The sequence below is a fragment of the Devosia marina genome (genome assembly GCF_009758415.1).
In the GTDB taxonomy this organism is placed as follows: Bacteria; Pseudomonadota; Alphaproteobacteria; order Rhizobiales; family Devosiaceae; genus Devosia; species Devosia marina.
Map to the genome: position 1 here is coordinate 387,126 of NZ_WQRF01000003.1, position 26,437 is coordinate 413,562.

Consider the following 26,437-nt stretch of genomic DNA (forward strand, 5'->3'; position numbering starts at 1 on the left):
GCATTGCGCCTACGGAGACCTGCACCCATGGATATTATTGAGCTCAAGGCCACCGACCTCGCCGCCATGCTGTGCTCGCGGGTCTGCCACGACCTCATCAATCCCATCGGGGCCATCGGCAACGGCCTGGAAGTATTGTCAGACCCCAATCAAGGCGAAATGGCCGAAGGTGCACGGGACCTGATCGCCAGCGCCGCCAAGCAGAGCCGCGCCAAGCTTGAATTCGCCCGCCTGGCCTATGGCGCCTCCTCGACTGCCGGCACCGACATCGATACGCGCGAATGCGAGCGCGTGGCGCGCATCCTGTTCGAAATCGAAAAAGCCGATCTCGAATGGACCGTGCCGCTGATCCTTCTGCCCAAGCACAAGGCCAAGCTGTTCATGAACATGCTGCTCATTGCAGCCGGATCGGTTCCACGCGGCGGCACGGTTACGGCTTCGATCACGGGCGCCACGGGCGAGGAAAAGTTCGAGTTCACCTCGAAAAGCGACCCGGAAAAGCGCCAGAAAACGCTGGTGCCATCAGGTTCCACTGGTCTGCTCTCCGGCATGCCCGAAGAAGGTTCGGTCGATGCACGGGGCATCCAGCCCTTCTATACCGGGCTGTTGGCGCGCATGACCGACATGGAGCTCAATATCGGTCTGGAAGACGATATGTTCTTTTTCACGGCCACTCCCAAAGCTGCAGCGGCAGCCGCCGAATAGAACGTAAATATCTGCAACCATGGGATATATCCCAAGGCGCTAGGGTCTTTGGCAGGCAATTTGACGCCGCGCGCTAACCATTCGCCAACCTATTGGGCGGCATAGTGGAAAAAGCGTCTCAACCGTCCCCAGGGGCCCCTTCCATGCGTAGCTGCCTGATCGTCGATGATTCAAGCGTTGTGCGTAAGGTTGCGCGTCGCCTGCTCGAAGATCTCGACTATATCGTGGACGAGGCCGAGGACGGTCAGGAAGCCATCGACAAGTGCCGCCAGGAAATGCCTGACGCCATTCTGCTCGACTGGAACATGCCCATCATGAGCGGTCTGGAATTTCTCAAGCTGCTGCGCGCCTATGTCGGCGGCGAGAAGCCCCGCGTGATTTATTGCACGATCGAGAACGACGTGGGCGCCATTGCAATGGCGCTCAAGGCCGGTGCTGATGACTATATGATGAAGCCGTTTGATCGCAACGTTTTCATCAGCAAGTTCCAGAACAAGGCCGAAGCCGCCTAGCGTCTGCACTCTGAGGCGCAATCAGTCCCGCCTGCTCCCCGAGCGGACCATTCCACTCAGGTCGCTTCTTCCGCCCGCCCTTCAAGGAAAGCCTTTTCGCGCGCATTGCGCGTCAGCTCGGCGGCCCGCCGGAATTCGAGATTGGCTTCGCTATGGCGTCCCAGCTTGCGCAGGATATCGCCACGCACCCCATAGAGCAGGTGGTAGTTCTCAAGGGCGGGGCTCGCCTTGAGGACATCGACCAATGGCAGCGCCGCCGCCGGGCCCTCGGCCATCGAAACCGCCACCGCGCGATTGAGCTCGATCACCGGCGAGGGCGTCACCTGGTTGAGCAGGCCATATAGTGCTGCAATCTGGCGCCAATCGGTCTCCTCGGCCTTGCGGGCGCGACCATGGCAGGCGGCAATTGCGGCCTGCAGCGTATAGGGTCCGGCAATACCGCCCAGCCGCTGCGCTTTTGTCAGCCCGTCGAGACCGCGCCGGATCATCATTTGATCCCACAGTGCCCGGTTCTGGTCGGGCAACAACACCGGATCGCCCGCCATGTCGGTGCGCGCCCTGGCCCGGGCATGCTGCAACTCCATCAGGGCCAAAAGGCCATGAACCTCGGGTTCTTCGGGGATGAGTGCGGCAAGGATGCGCCCCATGCGCATCGCTTCTTCGCATAATTGCGGCCGCATCCAGTCTTCGCCGGCGGTGGCCGAATAGCCTTCATTGAAGATGAGATAGAGCACGCCCAGGACCGAAGCCACGCGCTCCTCACGCTCGGCCCCGCGCGGCACTTCGAAGGGGACGCCCGCCTCGGCAATGGTGCGCTTGGCCCGCACGATGCGCTGCCCGATTGTCGTATCATTGGCGAGGAACGCGCGGGCGATCTCTTCGGTGGTCAATCCGCCGATCAGCCGCAGGGTCAATGCCACCCGGCTTTCGGGCGGCAGCACCGGATGACAGGATGTAAAGATCAGCCGCAGCAGATCATCCCCGACCTCGTCGTCCAATTGCTCGTGGATCGCCGTTTCGGCGTCGGGCCGTTGATCTTCCATCTCCCGGCCCAGCATTTCTAGCTTGCCGGCGGCCATCTTGCGATGCCGGAAATAGTCGATGGCCTTGCGCTTTCCCGCCTGCATCAACCAGGCGCCCGGATTGCGCGGTACACCGGCGTCCGGCCAATTCTTCAGCGCCGCCATCAACGCTTCCTGTGCCAGTTCCTCGGCCAGGGAGATATCGCGCACCATGCGGGCCAAACCGGCGATGACGCGCGCCTGCTCCACCCGCCAAACCGCGGCAATGGCGCCGTCCGTTTCCTGTCGCCCTTTGGTTGTCCCATCACCCAAACCGGCCATCCTCCCGATAGTGGTGCGCCCAAATCGCGGGAAAGCATCTATGCTGGGGTCATAAGGTCAAGTCAAAATACGAGCGTCCTCCAAAGGCGGTCCGATAGAGGAGGATTTCGTGCCAAGAGCCAGCGTGCCTCCCGCCTTACTCACGCACCTCGAACTGCAGTCCGCCGATCACACAACCTTCCGCCGTGCCGATGGTCAGACCGGCAGCACCGTCCTCAATGGGGCAGGTCATTGGGAAGCGGGCGGTGCCGACATGTCCGGTGACTTCAGAGAGCACCAGTTCGCCATTCCCGAGCCTGTAGTCGCCCTCGACCAGGGTGCCGGTACGGTCCTGCATTTCGAACCGGCCATCTTCGCCAAGGGTGAGGCGCAATCCGTTGGCCTCACCGTCGGCCGTGACCTCGAAAATCCGAGCCTGCTGGGCCCGTTCGGCGCCCTCTTCAGGCACTTGCGATGCGATGCGCGCTTCGATCTCTTCCAGCTCCCGCGACCGTTCGGCGAGGGTCTGGGTCAATTCCTCGACCTGTGGCTGCAGGGTTTGCAACTGTTCCTGATACCCCTGGACATCTTCCTCAAGGCGATTGCGCTGTGTCGTCAGTTCATCGACCTGCTCCTGAAAAGCAGCCAGATCGGCACCCGCTGCTTCAGCCTGCTGGGCAAGCGCTGCCCTCTCGTCCTGAGCGGCCATCAGCTCTTCGCGCGCCGACTGCAGGCGGCTTTGCGTTTCCGCCAGGCTGGCCGTGGCTTCGGCCGCCTCGTCGGCGAGCTGCGCGACATTGGCTGTGGCCGTCTCTTCCTGCCGGCGCGCCTCTTCCAGACGCGAACCGACATCGTTCAATTGCCGGCTGGAACTCTGGATCTCTGACTGCAGCGCCGCCTGACGCGCGGCCAGTTCCTGAACCGAGGCGGTCGCCTCCTCTGCGCGCGCCTCGAGCGCGGCGACTTCCTCCTGCGTCGCCGTCAAGGACTGCGAAACGCTTTCAAGCTCGCCATTGCGGGCCTCAAAATCCTGGTTAGCCGCTTCGAGCTGGCTATTGGCCGCGGCCAGTTCCGCCTCGACGCTTTCCAATTCGGCCCTGGCACTGTCCAGCGCGCCGGCCGTCTCTTCGCGCTCGGCCAGGTTCTGCTGGGCAGCATCGCGTTCGGCGGTCAACGCTGCCATTTCGGCCCGCAACTGTTCATTCTGCCCGGTGCTGTTCATCCACATGGCCACAAAGGCCAGCCAACCGGCAACGGCGATAATGAGCACAGTCAGGACAAGTGGTTCGCGCAGACGATTAGAGAGGTCGGCCATATGAGTTCCCCCTGAAATTGTATCAGGGCGAAACGTTGCGCGGCCGGGCCGGTTCCGAATTCCGTGCGCTTTGTCCGCGCTTATTGCTCAGACAGGCAAAGAAAAGCCCCGCGCGACCAGGCCACGCGAGGCTCAAATATGATCGGTCCGATGGCTCAGGCGACGTTTTCGGCGTAGCCTTCGGCGTCATCGGGTTCACGCAGCACATAGCCACGGCCCCATACGGTTTCGATATAATTCTTGCCGCCGGTCGCAACGCTGAGCTTCTTGCGCAGCTTGCAGATGAAGACGTCGATGATCTTCAGTTCCGGCTCGTCCATGCCGCCATAGAGGTGGTTGAGGAACATTTCCTTGGTGAGCGTCGTGCCCTTGCGGAGCGAAAGCAGCTCCAGCATCTGGTATTCCTTGCCGGTCAGATGCACGCGGGCGCCCTGGACCTCGACAGTCTTGGTGTCCAGATTGACCATCAGATCGCCGGTGGAAATTACCGACTGGGCATGGCCCTTGGAACGGCGAACGATGGCGTGGATGCGGGCCACGAGCTCGTCCTTGTGGAAGGGCTTGGTCATGTAGTCATCGGCACCGAAGCCGAGACCACGAACCTTGTCCTCAATGCCGGCGAGGCCGGACAGGATAAGAATGGGCGTCTGAACCTTGGCGACGCGAAGTGTCCGCAAGACTTCGTAACCGCTCATATCCGGCAGGTTCAGGTCCAGCAGAATAATATCGTAGTCGTATAGCTTCCCGAGATCCACGCCTTCTTCACCGAGATCGGTGGTATAGACGTTGAAACTTTCGGACTTCAGCATCAATTCGATGCTCTGCGCTGTCGCGCTGTCGTCCTCAATAAGGAGTACCCGCATTATATTCCCCTTGTCATTCGTTCCTGCTGGAACCCGCGGGAGGCCGAGCCAATCTGCCCTTCCCGCTCCAACCCTACTGGATATGACTTCAAGCCTAAGCCCAACTAGTTAACAAAGTTTAATTCTGATCCGCAATACGCAAACGCCGTTAGGATGAATTAATCTTAACTTATTGAAAAATAAAGATAAATGACCTGAAAATTTCTTAAGGTACTACATTAAGAAAGAGTTCCAAGAGACTCTCAGGACTCAGGCATTCAGGGCATTTGGAGGGAGTTCGGCCACATTTGCGCCACAGGACACAATCCACCGATCATCTCAGCCAATAGCGCTTTTGCGTTAATGATCGGTTACCATCCGATTCGTCGCTCGGCGCGAGTCGAGCACCCCAAGAAACCATAATTGTGGCACCCGGGTCACCTCCTGGACCCCCAAGATAAACGATTCCTGGAACGCGGCATGAATATGAAGGCCCTGATATCGGCCATCGACGCCATAGACGACGTGGAAGTGTTTGGACGGGTCAAGTCCGTACAAGGACTGCTGATCGAAATCGTGGGGCCGGTGCGCGAACTGCGCGTGGGCGGGCGGGTGACCATCGAGGCCACCGACGGGCACCATCTTGGTGCCGAGATCATCGGCTTCCGCGACGGCCACGCCCTCTGCCTCCCCTTCGGGGAACTGGGCGGTGTGCGGCTGGGCTGCAAGGCCGTCTTTCGCCGCCATGACGGCTCGGTCAATCCGTCCAAGGGTTGGCTGGGCCGGGTGGTCAACGCCAAGGGCGAACCCATTGACGGGCTGGGGCCCCTTCCCATGGGCGAGACGTCCTATCCACTGCGCCAATCGCCCCTGGCCGCGCATGACCGTGACCGCGTCGGCGAGCCGATCGAATTGGGCGTACGGTGCCTCAATACCTTTGCCACCATGTGCGAAGGCCAGCGCATGGGCATCTTTGCCGGCTCGGGCGTAGGCAAGTCAGTGCTGATGTCGATGCTCGCCCGCAACACCGATGTCGATGTCTCCGTGATTGGTCTCATCGGCGAGCGCGGGCGTGAGGTGCACGAGTTCATCCAGGAATATCTTGGCGAAGAGGGGCTCGCGCGGGCTGTCGTTGTGGTGGCCACGAGTGACGAAGCCGCGCTGATGCGCCGCCAGGCTGCTTTCATCTCGATGTCGATTGCCGAATATTTTCGCGATAGCGGCCGCCGCGTGCTCTGCATGATGGACAGCCTGACCCGCTTTGCCATGGCCCAGCGCGAGATTGGCCTGGCCATTGGCGAGCCACCCACGGCCAAGGGCTATCCGCCGACCGTCTTTACCGAATTGCCGCGCCTGCTCGAACGCGCGGGACCGGGTAAGCCGAATTCTGGCTCCATTACCGGACTGTTTACCGTTTTGGTGGAAGGTGATGATCACAATGAGCCCATTGCCGATGCCGTGCGCGGCATTCTCGATGGTCACATTGTAATGGAGCGCGGCATTGCCGAACGGGGACGCTACCCGGCCGTCAATGTGCTCCGGTCCATCTCGCGGACCATGCCAGGCTGTGTGCCCGAAGACATTCGGCCCACCCTGTCTCGGGCGCGGGAGCTCATGTCCATATTTTCGGACATGGAGGAACTGATCCGGCTGGGGGCTTACCGGAAAGGGTCAGATCCGAATGTGGACCGCGCCATCGCTATCTTCCCCAAGCTGGAAGCCTTTCTGGGCCAGCAAAGGGACGAGACGACGACGATTGCCGAGGGCTATGCCATGCTCGCCGGACTGATCGCCGAGGCGGATGCGCGGGACTGAAGGGCAGGCTGAATGTGTATGAGCCGGTCCGGACTGACTTGATGTGTAAGGAGTACAGGTCTTGAAATCGCGCAGCGAGAGCCTCATTCGGCTCAAGAAGTTCCAGGTTGACGAGAAGCGCCGGCAGGTTGCGCAGATCGAGATGATGGTCGCCGACTTCGAGCGCATGGCGTCCGAACTCGACCAGCAGATCGAGATCGAGCACACCAAGACCGGCATTTCAGACACCGCTCACTTTGCCTATTCGACCTTTGCCAAGGCCGCGCTGACTCGCCGCGACAATCTGCTGGCGTCCGCCAATGACATGAAGGCCAAGCTCGAAGCCGCCCAGGACGCTCTGGCCGAGGCCCTGGAAGATCTGAAAAAGGTCGAGCTGCTCGACCAGCGCGAACACCAGCGCGAAAAAGACGAGCAGGCCAAGATCGAACAATCCGAATATGACGAAGTGGCGCGTATGCGCTACCGCCGCCAGTAATCAACGCAACAGACACGAAAAGGCCCGCCGAAGCGGGCCTTTTGCTATTGGTATATGAGGATGCCTTACATGTCGGTGGCGCGCTGCGCCGGATCGTCGGCATAGGTCGCCTCGTCATATTCCGGCTGCGCTTCGAGCTGCTCGCGGGTGAAGTCGCTGTAGATCAGAAGGTCGCCAGCGTCATTGGAGGCGAATTCGAGATTGTCCAGCGTTACGGCAACACGCTTTTCGCCGATACCCAGGAAGCCGCCGAAATCGATCAGCATGGCATCGATCTGACCATCTTCGGTCAGCAGGATATCGCCAACCACGGCAATGTCTTCGCCATCCGGACCGACAACGGTGGCACCGGTCAGGTTTTCGGCGGTCAGAGCATCGGTCTCGACAGTGGCATAACCTTCACGCGGCATCATGCCCTGACCAGTGCCCATGGCGTTATCGGCCGGGGCCATCGCTGGCTCTGCCGGGGCCATTGCCGGGTCAGCCGGTGCCATCGCCGGATCGGCCGGCGCCATTGCCGGATCGCCGTTCAGGTTTTCTTCCCAGACGAATTCCGGTGCGGCATTCAGCGCGTCGGCCGTTGTGGCCAGCACCCAGCGCTCGGTCTGGTCGAAGGCGACCGTGTGCTCAAGCTCAGCGAAATCGACGGCGACATTCTTCTCGCCAATACCGAGGAAGCCGCCAACACCGATCACCACGGCATGGATCTCACCGTCGGCAGAGATCACCAGGTCGTTGACAGTGCCGATAGACTCCGCATCTTCAGCGCCGCTCGAGAAAATCGTTGCGCCCATCACTTCCGAGACCAGGGCATCACCTTCACCAAAAGTGTAGCCGGCGGACATGTCCCAAGGCTCGCGCGCTTCGATCTGGCTCATGGGTTCAACGGCAGTATCGCCGGTCACGGGCGTGGCAGCGCCATCGGCGGGCGCCATTTCATTGGCCGGCGCCTCGGTGGTGGCAGGGGTAACAGTGGTGGTCGTGTCCTGGGCGATCGCGGCGGTGCCAAGCACCAGGGCAAGAGCCGAACTGGTAAGAAGGGTGCGGATCATAGTAAGCTCCAATGGTTCATCGTTACGTGAACAGGGCCGTACGGCGCAAAACTTGCCGGTAGCGCGTCGTGCGGCCCGTTGATGAGCGATGAACGCAGGCAATGGGCGACCCGTTCCGCAGCTTTTTTTGCACCCACATCGGGAACCAAAAGAAAAAGCCGGCGACTGATTTACAGCGCCGGCTTTGTCTGCCTCCCGGTTAACCGGGTTATGTTATTGTGGCCCTTCCATGCGTGTCTGCGCTCACGCCGGTCGATGCTTCGGCCTCCAGCGGCGCGGCATGGGGCGCGCAAGGAGGCCGACAAAACCCACCATAGCGCAAGCAATTTGGCCGGCCAGACCGCTCCGGGTTAATGCGTTAATGGATTGCTAATCGACCAGCACGGCGCTTTGCTTGTCATAGTCGCGCATGGCCCGGTGCGGCATGCCGCCATCCATGAATTCGGGGCCAAAGGCGACAAAGCCCAGACTTTCGTAGAAGCCCAGCTTGTCCGATTGCGCAGTCAGATAAAACCGATCCTGCCCGCGTTCGCGCGCATGGGCCATGGCCGCGGCGATCAGCTTGCGCGCAATGCCCCGACCGCGAAAGGCCTGATGGACCGCCACGCGGCCGATCTTGGTATGCTCGGGCAGATCGATCAGCCGCAGCGTGCCCACCACCTCTCCTTCGACGAGCGCAACGAAATGGGTGGCCGTCAGATCGTAATCATCGTGCTCTTCTTCCTGCGGGACCTTTTGCTCCCACACGAAAACCGCGCGCCGCAGCGCAAACGCGGCATTGCACAGGAGGGAAAAGACCGGAACGGGCATGATGACGGGATCTGACATGAGCCCAGATTAATCAGCTTGCGGCAGCCGCGAAAGGGCGCTGTCACACCAAAGTGTCTTCTCTTACAAATGCTTTTATCGTATATTGGCGATGAAAGGTGAGGAGCAGGCGGGAACCAGCTACGCTTTGTAGCGTTTGATTCCCTTCAGTCTCTTAAATTCGCCAAACTGCAACTTATATAGTCCTCATGTTCCGCCGCTGTGCCTGAGGGACGGCGGAGGAAATTCCGCCCGGGTAGCGGGGGAAATTGAAAGGGGGTGCGTCCATGGCCCAAACGAATTTACCGGTCCTCTCTTCCGAGGGTGGCCTTAGCCGTTATCTTCAGGAAATCCGCAAGTTCCCCATGCTGGAACCGGATGAAGAATACATGCTGGCAAAACGCTACAAGGAGCACGCCGATCCCGGCGCGGCCCAGAAGCTCATCACCAGCCATTTGCGCCTCGTGGCCAAGATCGCCATGGGCTATCGCGGCTATGGCCTGCCCATTTCCGAGGTGATCTCGGAGGGTAATGTGGGCCTGATGCACGCGGTCAAGCGTTTCGAGCCGGAAAAGGGCTTCCGCCTGGCGACTTACGCCATGTGGTGGATTCGTGCCGCTATCCAGGAATATGTGTTGCGCTCCTGGAGCCTGGTCAAGATCGGCACCACCGCTGCTCAGAAGCGGCTGTTCTTCAACCTGCGCAAGGTGAAGGGCCAGATCGCTGCGCTTGAGGACGGTTCGCTGCATCCCGATCAGATCAAGCAGATCGCCACGACCTTGAACGTCACGGAGGACGAAGTGGTGCAGATGAATTCGCGCCTCTCCGGCGACGCCTCGCTCAATTCACCCATGCGGGCCGATGAAGGCACCTCCGAATGGCAGGACTGGCTGGTCGACGACACGCCCGACCAGGAAACCAGCTTGGGCGAAAGCGAGGAATATTCCGAGCGCATGGGCATGCTGAACAAGGCGATGGATGTGCTCAATGAGCGCGAACGCGCCATTTTCCACGCGCGCCGCCTGCAGGAAAGCCCATCGACCCTCGAGGAGCTGGCCCAGCAATATGAGGTCAGCCGCGAACGCATCCGCCAGATCGAAGTGCGGGCGTTCGAGAAGGTGCAGGAAGCGGTCAAGGAAGCGGCTGGGTCCTGAACGACGTGACAGTGAAGATTAGGAAGCCCCGGTGATGAGCCGGGGCTTTTTGTTTTGGGCGGCTATAGGGGTGGGATGGGGACAGTCTTTTACTGGTCGCGAGTTACTGTAAGCGGACACTGATTATTGTATCTCCTAAGCACTGCAACACAGGGGCTATCTCGAAGGAGGACGGCCAGATGTTGGTTCTGATCAACGGAAACCCAGGCACCGGAAAACTTAGCATCGGCAAGAATCTGTCGGAGCGAATTGGCGGGCGTTTGTTGGACGTTCACACTGTCTACAATCTCTCGTTGGCACTGGCGGACCATAAGTCTGATGAATTTTTCAGCACCATTCGCAAAATCTGGTCTCTCGCTGACGACCTTATGGCAATACTGCCCCTCCAGCAGCCGATCATCTTCACAGAGGCGCTGGCGGACGAATCCGACTGGGCCTCAGAAACCTGGCGCCGATACCTTAGATTGGCGGAAGCGCGCGGACCGCTTTACGTCGTTCACCTCCACTGTTCATTGGAGGAGAACATCCGCAGGATTACGTCGCCGGGCCGTCTCTCATCGCGAAAGCCGGTCGATGCCGATTATGCGAGACGGTGGCACAGCCTTCAGAGGCCACTCGTTGGACGAACGGCATCCAAGCTTCTCAAATTAGATGTCACTAATCTATCTGTTGAAACCGCCGCCAACCACATACGCGAATGGATAGGGGGCCAAGTGTCCGAATGCGATGCTGAGAAGCGCGAAGACGGTTGACCTGAACGTCCGCTACACACCGTCGTCGACAAGGGTTGGACCGTCTGCAATGGGGTCGACATCTGCCATCTAACTCGTCTCGCAGTACCCCACCCGGCCTCCCCTGATAGGGGGAGGAGAAGTGGTGTATCGTTGAAAGTATGGCGTGCCGGATCGGTCCCTCCCCCTATCAGGGGCTTCGCTCAGTGCCGCAGGCCAAATCGCGCCGGTGGCACAATTTGAGGGAAGAAGGCCATGAGCGCTGTGCGCGAATGGCAAGTTACGCGGGGGTATCCCTTCGACAATTTCGCCAATCCAAAAACTTTATCCCCGCACCCAATTCCTCCCCCATACGCGCCTCGGAACACGTCCATTTTCAAATCCGGAGGCGGAAACGCGGTCCGGCGCTTGGCCATGCATCCTTGTCTCGCCACCGCGTATTAACCCCATCGCGACAATATGACTGGACGGGAAGGCCGGAACAGCACAGGTCTTGCCCTTGTAACGCCCCATTGAGGGTCTTACATTCGCCCCAATACTGGCGCGCCCCGTGCGCCGGCCTCTCCGGGACAGGATTTGATGAACGGAAACTTCCGCAACTTTGCCATCTGGCTGGTCATTCTCTTCATGCTGATGGGCCTGTTCCAGGTCTTCCAGTCGTCCACGCGCACCATGTCCGTGGCCGAAAAGAGCTACAGCCAGTTCGTCACCGACATCGATGCGGGACGTGTTTCCACCGTCACCATCACCGACAATGTGGTCTCCGGCCAGCTCAATGACGGCACCCGTTTCGAAACCATCATTCCCGATGGCGCCGATGTGATCACCAAGCTCGAAAACCGCGATGTGAGCATCACCGCCCGCGCGCCGGAATCGAGCCCCTTCTGGTCCATCCTGCTTTCGAGCTGGTTGCCGTTCCTCGTCATCATCGGCGTGTGGTTCTTTTTCATCCGCCAGATGCAGGGCGGCGGTCGCGGCGGCGCCATGGGCTTTGGCAAGTCGCGCGCCAAGCTTCTCACAGAAACCCAGGGCAAGGTGACCTTCGAGGACGTCGCAGGCGTCGACGAAGCCAAGCAGGACCTTGAGGAAATCGTCGAGTTCCTGCGCGATCCCGGCAAGTTCCAGCGCCTTGGCGGCCGTATTCCGCGCGGTGTGCTGCTGGTCGGCCCTCCGGGTACTGGTAAGACCCTGCTGGCCCGCTCGGTGGCCGGTGAAGCCAATGTGCCCTTTTTCACCATTTCCGGTTCTGACTTTGTGGAAATGTTCGTCGGTGTCGGCGCGTCTCGCGTCCGCGACATGTTCGAACAGGCCAAGAAGAACGCACCCTGCATCATCTTCATCGACGAAATCGACGCCGTCGGCCGCCAGCGTGGCGCGGGCCTCGGCGGTGGTAACGACGAACGCGAGCAGACCCTGAACCAGCTTCTGGTCGAGATGGACGGCTTTGAGGCCAATGAGGGCATTATCCTGATTGCGGCCACCAACCGCCCCGACGTGCTCGATCCCGCCCTGCTCCGTCCCGGCCGTTTCGACCGCCAGGTCGTGGTGCCCAACCCCGACGTCTCGGGCCGCGAAAAAGTCCTCAAGGTTCACGTCCGCAAGGTTCCGCTGGCGCCCGATGTTGACCTCAAGGTGCTAGCCCGCGGCACGCCCGGTTTCTCCGGTGCCGATCTGATGAACCTCGTCAATGAGGCGGCCCTGATGGCGGCGCGCCGGAACAAGCGCTTCGTTACCCATCAGGAGTTCGAGGACGCCAAGGACAAGATCATGATGGGCGCCGAGCGCCGCACCATGGCCATGACCGATGACGAGAAGAAGCTGACCGCCTATCACGAGGCCGGCCACGCCATCATCGCGTTGAAAGTTGCCGGCATCGACCCGATCCACAAGGCTACCATCATCCCGCGCGGCCGCGCGCTGGGCATGGTGATGACCCTGCCCGAAAATGACAGCTATTCCTTCTCCCGCGAGAAGGCTCTGGCCCGGCTGACCATGCTGTTCGGCGGCCGCGAGGCCGAGATTATCAAATTCGGCCCGGAAAAGGTCACCTCGGGCGCCTCTGGCGATATCCAGATGGCCACGAGCCTCGCCCGCTCCATGGTGATGGAATGGGGCATGAGCGAAAAGCTCGGTCGCGTGCGCTACAAGTCGAACGATCAGGAAGTGTTCCTGGGCCATTCGGTGACGCAGTCCCAGCATATGTCGGACGACACGGCGCGCATCATCGACCAGGAAGTGCGCAAGCTGATCGAGGATGGCGAAGCATCCGCCCGCCATATCCTGACCACCTATCACGACCAGTGGGAAGCCATTGCCCAGGCTCTGCTCGAATTCGAAACCCTGACCGGCGACGAATTGCGCGCACTGATGGATGGCAAGCAGCCCGAGCGGCCCGACGATAGCGGTCCGGCAGCGCCCAAGGCCAGCGGTGTGCCCTCGGCCGGCAAGACCAATAAGAAGCGCCCCGATTCCCCGCCTGAACCAGGCATGGAACCGCAGCCCGAAAGCTGAGGCAATTGGGCATCACCATTAAGGGTCGCCGCAGGCGGCCCTTTTTTCTTGTCAAACACTCCGCTATTTCCAACCCAAAGTGGTATTATCCACGCAACACCAGTGAATCGGGGGACGAACCCATGGCCCGCAAATATTTCGGCACCGACGGCATCCGTGGCTTGGCCAATGGCACCAAACTGACCCCGGAACTGGCCCTGAAGGTCGGCATGGCCGCCGGCACGAAATTCGTTCGCGGCGACCACCGTAATCGCGTCGTCATTGGCAAGGACACACGACGGTCCGGCTATATGATCGAGCAGGCCCTTACAGCCGGGTTCACGGCCGTGGGCATGGACGTCTATCTGCTTGGTCCCATGCCGACCCCGGCCGTGGCCATGCTGACGCGCTCGCTGCGCGCCGATCTGGGCGTGATGATCTCTGCTTCGCACAATCCCTATGACGACAACGGCATCAAGCTGTTCCGGCCGGACGGATACAAGCTCAGCGATCAGATCGAGCTTGAGATCGAAAAGCTGATCGACAGCGATATGACGCGCTATCTCGCCAAGGGCCGCGATATCGGACGCGCCCATCGCGACGAAGAAGCGCGCACCCGCTACATCGAATATGCCAAGCGCACCCTGCCCCGGAACATCGACCTTTCGGGCCTGCGCGTCGTGCTCGACTGCGCCAATGGTGCCGCCTACAAGGTCGCCCCGATCGCACTTTGGGAACTGGGCGCGGAAGTCTTCACCATCGGCGCTGAGCCGGACGGTTTCAACATCAACTACAAGGTCGGCTCGACCGCCCCCGAGGCGGTTGCCGCCAAGGTAAAGGAAGTCCGCGCTGACATTGGTATCGCGCTCGATGGCGATGCCGATCGGGTCATCATTGTCGATGAAAAGGGTCATGTGGTCGATGGCGACCAGTTCATGGCTGTCATTGCGGAAAGCTGGCTGGAACGGCAGATGCTGACGGGTGGCGGCATCGTGGCGACCGTGATGTCCAATCTGGGCCTGGAGCGGCACCTGACCAAGCTCGGCCTGACCCTGGAACGCACCCAGGTCGGCGACCGCTATGTGCTCGAAGCCATGCGCTCGAAAGGCTTCAATGTCGGTGGCGAACAGTCCGGCCATATCATCCTGTCAGATTTCACCACCACGGGAGACGGTCTGGTGGCGGCGCTGCAATTGCTGGCCGTGCTCAAGCAGATGGACCGTCCGATTTCCGAAATCTGCGCCCGCTTCGAAAAAGTGCCGCAACTGCTGCGCAGCGTGAAATTCAAAGCCGGCAAACCGCTTGAGCACAAACAGGTCATCCAGGCCATTGCCGATGGCCAGGCCCTGCTGGGGACCGCAGGACGCCTGGTGGTTCGTGCCTCGGGCACCGAGCCGGTGATCCGGGTCATGGGCGAGGCAGACGACGCCATGCTGGTGGAAACCGTGGTCGGCCAGATCGAGGCCGCCATCCGTGAGGTGGCCTGACGCCCCTGTCAAATATTGCCAAAGCAATAACACGTCAGGGCGCGCGTAATACTTCGTAAACAATCACATTTCGCTTGGCGTTAGGGTTAAATCTTTAGGTTAAGTGGGCCTTAAGAAGTTTGCCGGATATTGGTCGCAATCGACTTGGTGTCGTGGCAACCAAAGGACCTTCGTTATGCGTAACCTATCCGCCGCAGTACTGGTCGCAGGAGCGACCATGATTGCAGGGCAAGCTGTAGCTGCCGATCTGCCCTACTATCCCCCTGTCATCGAAATTCCAGATGTGGACTATGGCTATTCCGGCTCGTTCTACCTGCGCGGCAGCGCCGGCCTGAACCTGATGTGGGCACACCGGGTCAACCACCCGACGGCAACCCCCTCGACTTACAGCATTACCGAATTCGGCTATGGCTACTCGATCGGCGCCGGTGCCGGTTTTGAGACGGGTACGGGCCTGCGCTTCGACGCTACCTATGACTATCTGAGCAATAACGGCATGACTGCCGCCATCGACGATGGTGCCGGTCCCCTGGTCGAGGGCAATCATAGCCTTTCGCTGCGCTCCAGCGTGCTCCTCGCCAATGCCTATTATGACTTCAGCTTCAACGATAGCGGCTATGGCGCCGCCGGCGGGGCCTTCGGCTATGTCGGTGCAGGTGCCGGTGTGGCTTTCAATAACGCCACCGTCACCGATCCGAATGGCGCAACCTCGCATAGCGAAAACACCAGCCTTGCCGCTGCCGGCATGGTCGGTGTGGGCTATGATTTCGGGCAGGTGGTTGCCGATGTCGGCTACCGCGCGCTCTATATCAACCGCATCCAAAACACGACGGCGGCCTACCCGTTCTCGGTCGACGACAATTGGGTCCACGAAGTGCGCGGCACGGTTCGCTATCGCTTCAACTAAGCGGCTTGTGGCGGACCGCCACCTCCGCCTTGGCAAATTCGGGCCGGCGTCAGAAGACACCGGCCTTTTTCTTTGCGCCACTGGACCTTCCACGTCCGTAAGTGCTCAATAGCGGGCGGAGGAATTTTCACGATGCATGTTCTGATTATTGGTGCCGCCGGCATGGTTGGCCGCAAGCTCACTTCGGCCCTGCTGGAGGCAGGCGGAATTGGCGGTGCCCCCATCGAAAAGCTCACGCTGGCGGATGTGGTGGCGCCCAATAGCCCCGATACCACCATTCCCTGCGACACCCTGGCCGCCGACCTCTCTGCTCCCGGAACAGCCGGAAGACTGGTTGCCGACAGGCCAGACCTGATCTTTCACCTGGCAGCGATTGTGTCGGGCGAGGCCGAGGCCGATTTTGACAAGGGCTATGCCATCAATCTTGACGGCACGCGGTTCCTGCTCGAGGCCATCCGCCAAGAAGGCACAAAGGAACCCTATTGCCCGCGCCTGGTCTTCACCTCTTCCATCGCGGTTTTCGGCGAGCCCCTGCCCGCAGCAATTCCGGACGACATGGCCCATACACCCCTGACCAGCTATGGCACGCAGAAAGCCATTTGCGAGCTTTTGCTGGCCGATTATTCGCGTCGTGGCTTTGTGAACGGCATCGGCATTCGTCTGCCCACCATTGTCGTGCGCCCCGGCAAGCCGAACAAGGCGGCCTCGGGCTTCTTCTCCGGCATTATCCGCGAACCGCTCAATGGCATGGAGGCCGTGCTTCCTGTTGACGAGAGCGTCCGGCACTGGTTCGCCAGCCCCCGGGCAGCCATCGGCTTCCTGCGCCATGCCGCAACGCTCGACACCACCCCGCTCGGCCAGCGCCGAACCCTCACCATGCCGGGCCTGTCGGCGACCATTGCCGAGGAGATAGCCGCTCTCGAACGCTTTGGCGGCACTGCCGCGACCGGGCTGATCCGCCGTGAGCCCGATGAAACCATTGCCCGCATCGTGGCCGGCTGGCCGCAGAATTTCGACGCCAGGCGCGCGTTGGAACTGGGCTTTGCCGCCGAGACCAGCTTCGACGACATTGTCCGCGCCCACATCGAAGACGAGATGGGTGGGATGACAGCCCGGGCCTGATCGAAACGTTGTTCACAAACAAAAAACGCCGCGGATGACCGCGGCGTTCTTGCATTGAAGGGCCTGGAAATCAGGCGCCGGTCACGCGCCAGATAACGTCACCGACATCGTCGGCCATCAGCACGGAACCGTCGCTGGCCAGCGCAACGCCGACCGGGCGTCCATAGGAATACTTCTCGTCGGGCGAGAGGAAATTGCCCAGGATTTCGCGCGGCATGCCGACCGGCTTGCCGTTCTGGAATTCGACAAAGGCCAGCTTGTAGCCGGAAAGCTTGGACCGGTTCCACGAGCCATGCTGGCCAATGGCCATGCCGGCAGGAAAGCCGGGCAGCGTGCCCTCGGGCAGCCAGCAAAGGCCCAGCGAAGCCGTATGCCCGCCCAGCGCGTAATCGGGCTGCTTGGCACTCGCAACCTTGGCTGCATCCTGCGGCACACGGTCGTCGACAACGCGGTTCCAATAGCAATAAGGCCAGCCATAAAAACCGCCATCGACCACCGAAGTGAGATAATCCGGCGGGGTCTCATCGCCCAGACCATCGCGCTCGTTGACCACCGTCCAGAGCTGGCCGCCCTCGGGTTCCCAGGCCATGCCGACCGGGTTGCGCAGGCCGGAACCGAATATGCGCGACTTCCCTGTCGCCAGATCCAGCTCGTGGATGCAAGCCCGGTTCTCCTCTGCCGCCATGCCATGATCGCCGATATTGCTCAGCGAACCCACGGCCACATAGAGCTTGGATCCGTCCTTGGAGGCAATCAGATTGCGCGTCCAGTGTCCCCCCGGGATCAGGTCCATGATCTTCTTGCCGGGTGTCGTGATTTTGGTTTCACCGGCCACATAGGGATAGGCCAGCACCGCGTCGGAGGCGCCGACATACAGCGTGTCGCCAATCAGGGCGATACCGAAGGGCTGGCGGACATTTTCGATATAGGCATGGCGCTCCTCGGCCACGCCGTCACCGTCCGCATCGCGCAGCAGGGTGACGCGGTTGGGGCTTTTGCCCGCCGCCCGCGCCCGCTTCATGGTCGCATGCATGGCATGATCAAAAATGGAGCGGGGGCCTGAACCCTCTTCGCCCATGGATTCGGCCACCAGCACATCACCATTGGGCAGCACATGCATATTGCGCGGATGCACCAGGTCACGCGCAAAGGCGTTGACCTTGAGTCCAGCAGCCGGGGTCGGCGTGTGGTTGCCTTCCCAGCCCTTGGCCGTCGGCATTTTCAGCGTCGGAATCTTGCCCTGCGGCTTAGGGTTCGGAATGGACGGCGTCGTCCCGAAGGCATGTGGCTTCGGGCCGTCGCCCGCGTGGCGGATGGCAACGGCAGCGCCGCCGACAAGGGCTACGAAGCGGGCGAATAGGGTAGGCTCAGCCATGGATCGTCTCGATTGTAGGGGTTGAATCTGGAATGTGGCGTCAAGCTAATGGCTTTGCTCGGCAAGAGCCAGACATTGGTATGATTTATTTGACGGCTTCGACATTTGCGAGGTCCCGCCACGACAAATGGCGGGACCCGCCCCTACGGTACGGGATCTGTGGTCTCATTGTGCGTGGCAAGCGGATCCTCGATCACCAGGTCGCTGAGCTGGATGGCTTCCTCGTCTGCCACCACAGAAACGGCGGCACTGGTGCCAAGATCGAAGTTCTGCTTCTCCTCCTCTGGCAAACCTTCGCGTCGCGTCAACCGTACGGACACGAACGCCACCAGAACGGCGAACACCAGCCCATTGGTAACAAAGATTCCGGCGGGACCCAGCAATTCAAAACTGAGCGAGGACACCAGGGGGCCAATGGTCGAGCCAATACCATTGATCAGCAACAGGCCGGCGGACACCTCGACATAATCCGCCCGGTCGGCGAAGTCGAAAATATGGGCAGCCGCAATAGCATAGCAGGGCAGCAGTCCGGCCCCGAAGGCAAAGCCAATGGCCAGCCAGGGCCAGGTGGCATAGGGCAGGACAACCAGCGCGCCGCCGGCGACAATCGAGAACAGCGCCAGCCCGATCAGCACCTGGCGGCGGTCCATGGAGTCGGAAATCTTGCCGGCTGGCCATTGCAGCACCGCCCCGCCCAGCACGGCGGCACTCATGAACAGCGCCGCATCGCGGATACTGCCGCTGGCAACACTGGCATAGGCTGGTCCCAGCGACCAGAACGAGCCCGTGGCCATGCCGATCAGAAAAATGGAAACCGTGCCGGTAGGCGACAGGCGGAACATGCGCACAGGCCGAAACCGCACTATGGTGATGGGCGCCGGTTGGCTCGAGCGCGTCATCACGATGGGCACGGCCGCCAGCGACACCAGCACGGAGGCGATGGAAAACAGCACGAAGCTGTCGGGCTGGAACAACGTAACCAGCATCTGCCCCAGGGTGATGACGGTGAAATTGACCGTAACATAGATCGAAATCAGCGCGCCGCGCGTTTCATTGGTCGCCTGATCGTTGAGCCAGCTTTCCACCACCAGATAAAGCCCGGCCAGGCAAAAGCCGGTGATCATGCGCAAGACGATCCAGACCATCGATTCCACCCCGATCGGATAGCCAAGCGCGGCCGCCGAGGCGATCGAAACCAGCGCGGCGAAGGTGCGGATATGCCCGGCGCGCATGATCAGGCGTGGCGTCAGCACACATCCCACCACGAAGCCGAGAAAGTAACCTGAACCCAACAGGCCGACCTCAAAGGCAGAAAAACCCTCCAGCCCGCCACGAATGGGCAGCAACATGACCTGCAGGCCATTGCCCATGATCAAGAGCGCCACGCTGAGCAGAATGGCGCCTGCCGCCAGCATTGGAGAAAGAAACGTGCTCCCGGGCATGTTTGCCTGCCTTTTTCCGCCCACTCGACTTGCCCCCTGTGTTCCGGCCGGGCGATGCACCAGCACAGGTTCCTTGCGTCCTGATCATGCCTGCTTTGGGTCGATGCGACAAATCTCGCCCAAAGCCGATCGGGGACCAGAACGTTTCATGCTTTCGCGTCAATAACTTGACGCCTGAGGCGCCATGGCTGGCCCTCTCACCCTGCAGGGGAAACAGATGGTTTGAAACCCATAAATTTCCAAACCATCATTGCAAGCGCTTGGTTTTTTCTGCAAAGCGACGGGAAATGTACGACTACCAGGACACGCAGTTGGAAGAGAGGTAATCAGCGCGACGGGTCGCGCTATCTGGTTGTGGCGCAAACAGCTGTGTGTATGACCGTTTGAAGGCCGCATTCGGTCGGTCCGGCAAAGCTGGAATTTGACTTTTAGCGGACGAGGAACCCGTGTGCCGTCAGGTCACTCAGTCGGCACGCCGCTTCAGGCCCTCCTGAACCTCCGCCCGCCAGCGAAAGACCGTCTCGCGCCGCCAGATCGTCCCACCAGTGGTTCTAGTTCGGATCCGGACGAACAAAACGACCGCCCCATCCAACTTGATTTCACCGCTCGGGATCGTTGGCGCCAAAGACCGCGCCAAGCAGGATTAGGAACGAGGCCTGTCGCCTTGGTTTCCTGGCAAATTGGCGCGAAACCCACTTCTTGGATAGACCGTTCCAAGAGGACCGTGCTCCTGACGCAGGTTCTGGATAGCACAGGCCATCCATGAACAAAGATCGTAAAACAAAGCGAGAAAAGGATCCGAGAAAACTTTGCTGCGTCTATTATAGTCTCGAACTGCACGGTTGGAGTGTCAAATGGTGAATGACCATCGTCCTGTCGTGAGCTTCATGACGGTCAACAGTACACCGATTTTGAGCTTTTTGAGGTCGCGGCCGCACAATTTGCTGTCGATAGCAATCTCGAACAGCACTCTATCGCGCATGCGGCCATCCCGATCCCAGAAGCACCGTATTGCCTTTATCTGCGGTCCTTGAGCGCCCGCCTTGCACAATACTCATTTTCATTCTCCTCGGCAGCGCACTTGAGGCTGACTGTGGATGGTGTGACTTAACCGCCTTGCAGCACTTTGTACTTGTCGGGTCGAGGTGCCCCGGCGGCGCGGACTCGTGACTGCTGCAGATAGCTGCAAACGCCCACCGTCCCCGATAGGGCAAACAGAACACGCCAACGGCCCGGGGATCCGCCATTTGGATCATCCGGGCCGCTGTTTAAGGTGAACGTATCCTCAGACCTGCAGATAGTTCACTGTTGCGCCGTCGCTGTCTCTCTTGAGGCAGATTTTTTCTGCACCAGGTAGAGAACAACACCGGCCGCCACCCCGATCGCATCGGTCAGCCAACCGGCTTCGATCATCGTTATACCTGCCGCCAACAGGCCCAGGCGCACCCAGTTATTTGCGTGCCCGAAGAACCAGCCCTGCACTGAAGAGGAAAGCAAGTACACGCCTACGGAAGCCGTCGCTGTGACATGAATTGCGTCGATCCAGGTGCCCTGCAGGAGCATCGAGTCCGACAGGTAGAACATGAACGGCACGATGAAGGCAGCAAGACCAAGCTTGAAGCTCTCCACGCTGGTTTTTACCGGATCTGATCCTGACAAAGCAGCGCCAGCATAGGCCGCAAGCGCTACCGGCGGGGTAATGGCTGACATCACGGCGAAGTAAAAGATGAAGAAGTGAGCGGTCAACGGCTCGATGCCGAGATTGATCAGACCAGGAGCCATGACGCTTGCGGCAACCACATAAGCCGCGGTCGTTGGCATGCCCATACCAAGGACGATCGATACGATCATCGCAAAACCGAGCGCCAGAAGCTGGCTATGCTCCGCCAAGCCCAGGAGAACGGACGAAAAACGCGATCCAATACCGGTCAGCGCGATCACGCCAACGATGATGCCGGCAGTGGCACAGACGGCCACCAGTTGCAGGGTCATCCGTGCGCCCATTTCGAGGGCACGGAAAAGCTGAAGCGGCCCCATCTTGTGGGGAGTGAGCCATGAAACTACAGCCGCAGAGGCCATGGCAAGCGTCCCGCAGCGGATGACCGAATAGCCGGCCAGCAGCGAACCGATCAGCACCACGATGGGAGTGAAGAGGTAGATCTGGCGCAAAAGCTTGCCAAATTTGGGCAGTGCCGAACGCGGAAGCCCGGTCATACCGTGCTTTTGGGCGGCCAGGTCGACCATGAAATAAACGGAGAGGAAGTAGATAATCGCCGGGATGATCGCTGCGTAGACGATCTCGACATAGGGAATGCCGGTGATCTCGGCCATGATGAAGGCGCCGGCACCCATGATCGGGGGCATGATCTGCCCCCCGGTCGACGCTGCCGCTTCCACTGCCGCGGCGGTCTGCGGCCGGTAACCGACCTTGCGCATCATCGGGATGGTGAGGCTGCCCGTGGCCACCACGTTGCCCGCAGATGTGCCGTTGATCATGCCCATGAGGCCGGAGGCAAACACAGAAACTTTCGCCGGTCCGCCGCGCTTGTGACCAGCCGCTGCAAAGGCGAAATTCACGAAATACTCGCCCACCTTTGTCACCTGCAGGAAGGCCGCGAATATCACGAACAGAATGATGTAGGTCGAGGATATCGAGATCGGGGCGCTGAGGATGCCATTGTCAGTGAAGATATAAGTGAAGAAGCGTTTCACCTCATAGCCGCGGTGATAGAAAATGCCCGGCAACCAAGGACCTACGAAAGAATAAAGGACGAATACGCCGGCGATGATCACCAGCGCCATGCCGGCCAGTCGACGTGTCAACTCGATCACCAGCAGCACGCCGACAACTGCCGCCCACATGTCAGAGGGTAGCGCCATTGGCATACCGGCGCGTAGCTGCAATGGACGAGCGAAGATGATGATGTAGCCAATTGCGGCGATGGTCGCGAGCACCAGCAGAACGTCGCTCAGCGCCACATTGTGCTTGCGCTCGTCGGGGAATTTCCAGCTGTGCAGCATGGCCAGCACGGTGCCCAGAAACAGTGGCAGACCGAATAGGTCCATGGCCCAGTCCGGACCGCTTGGTGCATTTGCAGCAAGCGAACTGAACAGGATAACGCCAAACATGGCGAAGCCGAAGAGCACGCCGACTGCGGCGCCCGCGAGGACAAGCCGCGAAAGCGGCGAGCGTGACGTGGCACCGTCTGACTTGATGTCGACCGCGCTGAAGATGAGAAAGCCGAGGACCAAGCCCCCACCGACGTGGGACAGTCGATAGACCCAGGTTTCCAGCGGGTAGACATTCATAACCAGCAGATGGAATACGGAATAGAGCACGCAGGCAGTCGCGATCAGCCAGTGCTTGGCTCCAAGAAATTCGCGTTGATTGCTGACGAGCGTCTCTTCATCAACGTTGGCGGCAGCCTCATCGAGCCGGAGTTCCGTTTCCGCCACAGCGGACAACTCTGATTTATTCTTTTGTGACATGGCCGGCCTCCTCGGGGCCTTCTTGCCTCATCGGCACTTACAAAAAGGGGCGGAACACGTCCATTCCGCCCCGAAGTCTTCGCGCTGTTGATCAGAGCTTATTTGAGTTCGTCAGGGATCGTGTAGCCATTTTCCTCGAACCAGCGCACTGCACCTGGGTGGAAGGGCATGAAAGAATTCTTGTCGACATGCTCGGGAAGGGTTTCCACTGCCGCCTGATGGACCTGAAGCATGCGCGGGTTGTTTTCCATTGCCAGCTTGGTGATTTCGTAGGCCAGGGACTCGGGCATTGCTTCACCGGCAATTGCGAAGTTCCAGAGCGAGACGGTCTCGACGTCTTCAGGCTGGTCTTCATAGGTGTTGGCCGGAATGGTGAAGGCCGACATGGCCGGTTCGACGGCGAGGAACTTGCTGCGTTCCTCTTCGGTCATGCTGATGAACTTGACGTCATTTTCCACTGCGAGCTGGGTATAGGCGCCAGTCGGGATGCCAGCCGCATAAACGAAGGCATCGATCAGACCGTCCTTCAACTGACCCGCGGTATCGCTCGCACCGGCGCTCGAGATGGAAACGTCCATGCCAGCGTTCGCGAAATAGCGCGGCCAATAGGCGGCGGACGTTCCGCTAGCCGGGCCGACGCCGATACGCTTGCCTTCCATGTCATCGAAGGAATCGATGCCAGATCCGGCCAGCACAGCTGCCTGAAGCGGCGTCTGATACATCGGGAACAAGGCGCGGATCGACTTGTGCTCGACATCGGGCATGACTTCGCTCTTGCCGACCCATGCATCATAGGCCGGGCCCATCGTCACGAAACCCATATTGTGATCGCCGGTTTCCACCAGGGTAACGTTCTGACCTGGCCCGCCGGTGATTTCGACGCTGGCGTTAAGGTCGAGTTCCTGTCCGATGATGGTGGCGAAGCCGCTGCCATAGGCAAAATAGGCGCCACCTTGGCTGCCCGTGCCGATGGTCAACGTATTTGGCCAACCCTCCTTGTCCTGGGCGGTCGCTGTGGACACCAGGCATCCGACGAGCGCAACTGACACCAAAAACTTAGCCGTGTGGATCATTTGAATAGTCCTCCCAATCTAGCGCCACTCTCCAAAATGGCTTGCGTGAAAATTAGGAGCCATCTCCCCACTCCAGCAACCTTTCGATGTGTATATAACTTTTTTGAATAATCCTCATGCGGACTTCTGGAATTCTTCCAGGTGGTGAACCAGGCATTCCATAAGGGCGTCGCGGGCTGGATCGCGCACATCGCGCACCCACGCCGCAGCAAGGGAAAGCTTGGACATGGCCTGCCCCCCATGCGTTTCTATCGGCACAAACTTGACGTTGCCCACTGCGAAGCGGGAGGCCCACCGCGGCACGATAGCAAGGCCCAGCCCGGCGCTGACAATGTTGACGATCGTCTGCTTTTCTTCGGCTATCTGGGCAATCTTCGCCGTCAGCCCCGCCTCGGCAAAAAGCTGGATGGTCAGGTCATGGCTATGCGGACGAGACCCGCGGTCTGGTACGATCAGGGGCTCTTCGGCCAGCTCTTCAATCTTCACCCGGTCACGATTTGCAAGCCTGTGCGATGTCGGCACGGCCACGACCGGAGTTTCATTGAGCAGTGGCCTGAAAACAATGCGGTCCGGCCGAATGTCGGGCGGGCGGACAAAGGCAATGTCGAGCCGCCCCGACAGGAGGCGGGGCAATAAGCGGATGGTCTTTTGCTCGAACAATGTAACTTCGATATCGGGCCGCTCTGTCTTGAAGAAGTTGAGCAGTGGCGGCAGGAGACCTGCCGCCGCACTGTCGATAGATCCCACCCGCAAGGCAACGGAATCGAGCCGATCGATATTGTGCGCCTTGGCCTCGATGTTCTCGACCCTATGAAGCAGGTCCCTGACCTCATCCAGGAGTTCCGCGCCCACCGCAGTGAGTGCCACATGGCGCGTCGTTCGGTTGATCAAGCGCACCCCCAGACTGTCTTCGAGATTGGCGATATAGCGGCCCAGCGAAGCGGGCAGCATGTCCAGGCTCTGCGCTGCGCGACCAAAGTGCAGTTTTTCTGCGACCGCCACAAAGCATCGCAGCTGAATGATTTCCAAACGATCCTCCTGCGGCCTTCATATGGCCGATTATTCATTGTTATTGTATAATCCGCCAAGGATTGAGACGATGCAAGGGCCATTCGTAGAGTGCAGCCGCATGGGGGAGCCGCACAACCAATCAGCGGAAGAGCGTCCCTGACGGAAAAACAAAAGAACCTACGCGGGACAAATGAAGACCTACAAAATCGCAGCCATTCCAGCGGACGGCATCGGCCCAGAGGTCATTGCGGCCGGATTGCAGGCACTCGAAACCCTCGCCCGGCGCGATGGCGGCTTCACCGTTGATGTAACCCACTTCGACTGGGGTTCGGACTATTACAAAAAGCACGGCGAAATGATGCCGGCGAACGGCACCGACCAACTCAAGCCCTTCGATGCGATCTTCTTCGGTGCTGTCGGGGCTCCGGATGTACCGGACCACATCACCCTTTGGGGCCTGCGTCTGCCTATCTGTCAGGGCTTTGACCAATACGCCAATGTACGCCCCACCAAGATCTTGCCCGGCATCAAATCGCCTTTGGAAAACGTAGGGCCTGGCGACCTGGACTGGGTCATCGTGCGCGAGAACTCAGAAGGCGAATATTCCGGCCATGGCGGTCGCGCCCACCGCGGTCTGCCTGAAGAAGTGGGTACAGAGGTCGCCATCTTCACCCGCGTCGGCGTGACCCGAATTATGCGCTACGCGTTCAAGCTGGCCCAATCCCGCCCGCGCAAGCTGCTAACCGTTGTCACCAAGTCCAACGCCCAGCGTCACGGCATGGTCATGTGGGACGAGATTGCCGCAGAAGTGTCCCGCGAATTTCCCGATGTGAAGTGGGACAAGATGCTGGTTGACGCCATGACGGTGCGCATGACCTTAAAGCCCAAGAGCCTGGACACCATCGTCGCCACCAATCTGCATGCTGACATCTTGTCAGATCTGGCCGGCGCTCTGGCAGGAAGCCTGGGCGTTGCTCCGACAGCCAATATCGACCCTGAACGCCGCTATCCCTCGATGTTCGAGCCCATCCACGGCTCGGCCTTCGACATCACCGGCAAGGGTATTGCAAACCCGGTCGCGACCTTCTGGACCGCCGCACAGATGCTTGAACACTTGGGCGAGCCGCAGGCCGCGCGGCGCCTCATGGATGCGGTGGAACAAGTGTCGGGCAAGGGTATCATGACCCCCGATATTGGCGGGACTGCCAATACGCAGGAAGTGACCGACGCGGTCTGTGAAGCCATCCGCGCTTCAAATATCTGACGAACCTTGGACCGGGCAAATTTGCCCGGTCCATTTCAGGCGCATTG

22 protein-coding genes are annotated in these 26,437 nt (G+C 60.1%); 11 read left to right on the forward strand and 11 right to left on the reverse strand.

From position 1 onward, the window contains the following. The first annotated feature begins 27 nt into the window (after positions 1 to 27). A complete protein-coding gene (gene chpT, locus GO014_RS12880; protein WP_157290747.1) occupies positions 28 to 705 on the forward strand; it encodes a histidine phosphotransferase ChpT in 678 nt (225 codons plus the stop codon). A 143-nt stretch (positions 706 to 848) separates the two neighbouring features. After that, positions 849 to 1,217: a response regulator gene (locus tag GO014_RS12885; RefSeq protein WP_116590030.1), complete on the forward strand. Its 369-nt coding sequence runs from the start codon at positions 849 to 851 to the stop codon at positions 1,215 to 1,217. Positions 1,218 to 1,273: 56 nt separating this feature from the next. Here the strand turns inward: GO014_RS12885 and GO014_RS12890 are convergent, their stop codons facing one another. The 3 genes from GO014_RS12890 to ctrA form a co-directional block, all read right to left on the reverse strand. After that, positions 1,274 to 2,560: an RNA polymerase sigma factor gene (locus GO014_RS12890; protein ID WP_157290748.1), complete on the reverse strand. Its 1,287-nt coding sequence runs from the start codon at positions 2,558 to 2,560 to the stop codon at positions 1,274 to 1,276. Positions 2,561 to 2,696: 136 nt separating this feature from the next. Then, positions 2,697 to 3,854 (reverse strand): coiled-coil domain-containing protein, encoded by a 1,158-nt coding sequence (locus GO014_RS12895; RefSeq protein WP_157290749.1) that lies wholly within the window; start codon positions 3,852 to 3,854, stop codon positions 2,697 to 2,699. Positions 3,855 to 4,009: 155 nt separating this feature from the next. After that, entirely contained in the window at positions 4,010 to 4,717 is a 708-nt protein-coding gene (gene ctrA / locus GO014_RS12900) for a response regulator transcription factor CtrA (RefSeq protein WP_104893207.1), read from the reverse strand. Positions 4,718 to 5,182: 465 nt separating this feature from the next. On the opposite strand from ctrA, the gene fliI reads away from it, so the two are divergent. Then, positions 5,183 to 6,511: a flagellar protein export ATPase FliI gene (gene fliI / locus GO014_RS12905; RefSeq protein ID WP_157290846.1), complete on the forward strand. Its 1,329-nt coding sequence runs from the start codon at positions 5,183 to 5,185 to the stop codon at positions 6,509 to 6,511. Between the two features lie 61 nt (positions 6,512 to 6,572). After that, complete coding sequence (fliJ, locus tag GO014_RS12910) at positions 6,573 to 6,986, forward strand: flagellar export protein FliJ (RefSeq protein WP_104893206.1); 414 nt, start codon at positions 6,573 to 6,575, stop codon at positions 6,984 to 6,986. Positions 6,987 to 7,051: 65 nt separating this feature from the next. On the opposite strand, the gene GO014_RS12915 is transcribed toward fliJ, so the two are convergent. Beyond that, positions 7,052 to 8,038: a PRC-barrel domain-containing protein gene (locus GO014_RS12915; RefSeq protein ID WP_157290750.1), complete on the reverse strand. Its 987-nt coding sequence runs from the start codon at positions 8,036 to 8,038 to the stop codon at positions 7,052 to 7,054. 369 nt (positions 8,039 to 8,407) lie between these two features. Further along, on the reverse strand, positions 8,408 to 8,866 hold the full coding sequence (locus GO014_RS12920) for a GNAT family N-acetyltransferase (protein WP_157290751.1): 459 nt from the start codon (positions 8,864 to 8,866) through the stop codon (positions 8,408 to 8,410). Positions 8,867 to 9,132: 266 nt separating this feature from the next. Here GO014_RS12920 and rpoH point away from each other — a divergent pair, with 266 nt between their 5' ends. From rpoH to denD, 6 genes are all read left to right on the forward strand, one after another. Then, a complete protein-coding gene (rpoH, locus tag GO014_RS12925) occupies positions 9,133 to 9,999 on the forward strand; it encodes an RNA polymerase sigma factor RpoH (protein WP_157290752.1) in 867 nt (288 codons plus the stop codon). Positions 10,000 to 10,178: 179 nt separating this feature from the next. Continuing rightward, on the forward strand, positions 10,179 to 10,751 hold the full coding sequence (locus tag GO014_RS12930) for an AAA family ATPase (protein WP_157290753.1): 573 nt from the start codon (positions 10,179 to 10,181) through the stop codon (positions 10,749 to 10,751). A 558-nt stretch (positions 10,752 to 11,309) separates the two neighbouring features. After that, on the forward strand, positions 11,310 to 13,241 hold the full coding sequence (ftsH, locus tag GO014_RS12935) for an ATP-dependent zinc metalloprotease FtsH (protein ID WP_116590023.1): 1,932 nt from the start codon (positions 11,310 to 11,312) through the stop codon (positions 13,239 to 13,241). Positions 13,242 to 13,363: 122 nt separating this feature from the next. Then, on the forward strand, positions 13,364 to 14,707 hold the full coding sequence (gene glmM / locus GO014_RS12940; RefSeq protein ID WP_116590022.1) for a phosphoglucosamine mutase: 1,344 nt from the start codon (positions 13,364 to 13,366) through the stop codon (positions 14,705 to 14,707). A 175-nt stretch (positions 14,708 to 14,882) separates the two neighbouring features. Continuing rightward, the gene (locus tag GO014_RS12945) at positions 14,883 to 15,614 is read left to right on the forward strand and encodes a hypothetical protein (protein ID WP_157290754.1); all 732 of its coding nucleotides are present in this window, start codon (positions 14,883 to 14,885) and stop codon (positions 15,612 to 15,614) included. Positions 15,615 to 15,746: 132 nt separating this feature from the next. Further along, positions 15,747 to 16,736, forward strand: coding sequence for a D-erythronate dehydrogenase (denD, locus tag GO014_RS12950; RefSeq protein WP_157290755.1), 990 nt, complete (start codon positions 15,747 to 15,749; stop codon positions 16,734 to 16,736). Positions 16,737 to 16,806: 70 nt separating this feature from the next. Here the strand turns inward: denD and GO014_RS12955 are convergent, their stop codons facing one another. The 6 genes from GO014_RS12955 to GO014_RS12975 all read right to left on the reverse strand — a co-directional run bounded on the left by GO014_RS12955 (position 16,807) and on the right by GO014_RS12975 (position 25,144). Beyond that, on the reverse strand, positions 16,807 to 18,111 hold the full coding sequence (locus tag GO014_RS12955; RefSeq protein WP_157290756.1) for a PQQ-dependent sugar dehydrogenase: 1,305 nt from the start codon (positions 18,109 to 18,111) through the stop codon (positions 16,807 to 16,809). A 143-nt stretch (positions 18,112 to 18,254) separates the two neighbouring features. Beyond that, positions 18,255 to 19,553, reverse strand: a complete 1,299-nt coding sequence (locus GO014_RS12960) for an MFS transporter (protein ID WP_116590018.1) — start codon at positions 19,551 to 19,553, stop codon at positions 18,255 to 18,257. Positions 19,554 to 20,403: 850 nt separating this feature from the next. Further along, positions 20,404 to 20,535 (reverse strand): hypothetical protein, encoded by a 132-nt coding sequence (locus GO014_RS19435; RefSeq protein WP_281351201.1) that lies wholly within the window; start codon positions 20,533 to 20,535, stop codon positions 20,404 to 20,406. A gap of 320 nt (positions 20,536 to 20,855) precedes the next feature. After that, entirely contained in the window at positions 20,856 to 23,042 is a 2,187-nt protein-coding gene (locus GO014_RS12965; RefSeq protein ID WP_157290757.1) for a TRAP transporter permease, read from the reverse strand. Positions 23,043 to 23,140: 98 nt separating this feature from the next. After that, on the reverse strand, positions 23,141 to 24,115 hold the full coding sequence (locus tag GO014_RS12970; RefSeq protein WP_157290758.1) for a TAXI family TRAP transporter solute-binding subunit: 975 nt from the start codon (positions 24,113 to 24,115) through the stop codon (positions 23,141 to 23,143). 114 nt (positions 24,116 to 24,229) lie between these two features. Next, complete coding sequence (locus GO014_RS12975) at positions 24,230 to 25,144, reverse strand: LysR family transcriptional regulator (RefSeq protein ID WP_157290759.1); 915 nt, start codon at positions 25,142 to 25,144, stop codon at positions 24,230 to 24,232. A gap of 172 nt (positions 25,145 to 25,316) precedes the next feature. Here GO014_RS12975 and GO014_RS12980 point away from each other — a divergent pair, with 172 nt between their 5' ends. Beyond that, positions 25,317 to 26,390 (forward strand): tartrate dehydrogenase, encoded by a 1,074-nt coding sequence (locus GO014_RS12980; RefSeq protein WP_157290760.1) that lies wholly within the window; start codon positions 25,317 to 25,319, stop codon positions 26,388 to 26,390. The last annotated feature ends 47 nt before the right edge of the window (positions 26,391 to 26,437 follow it).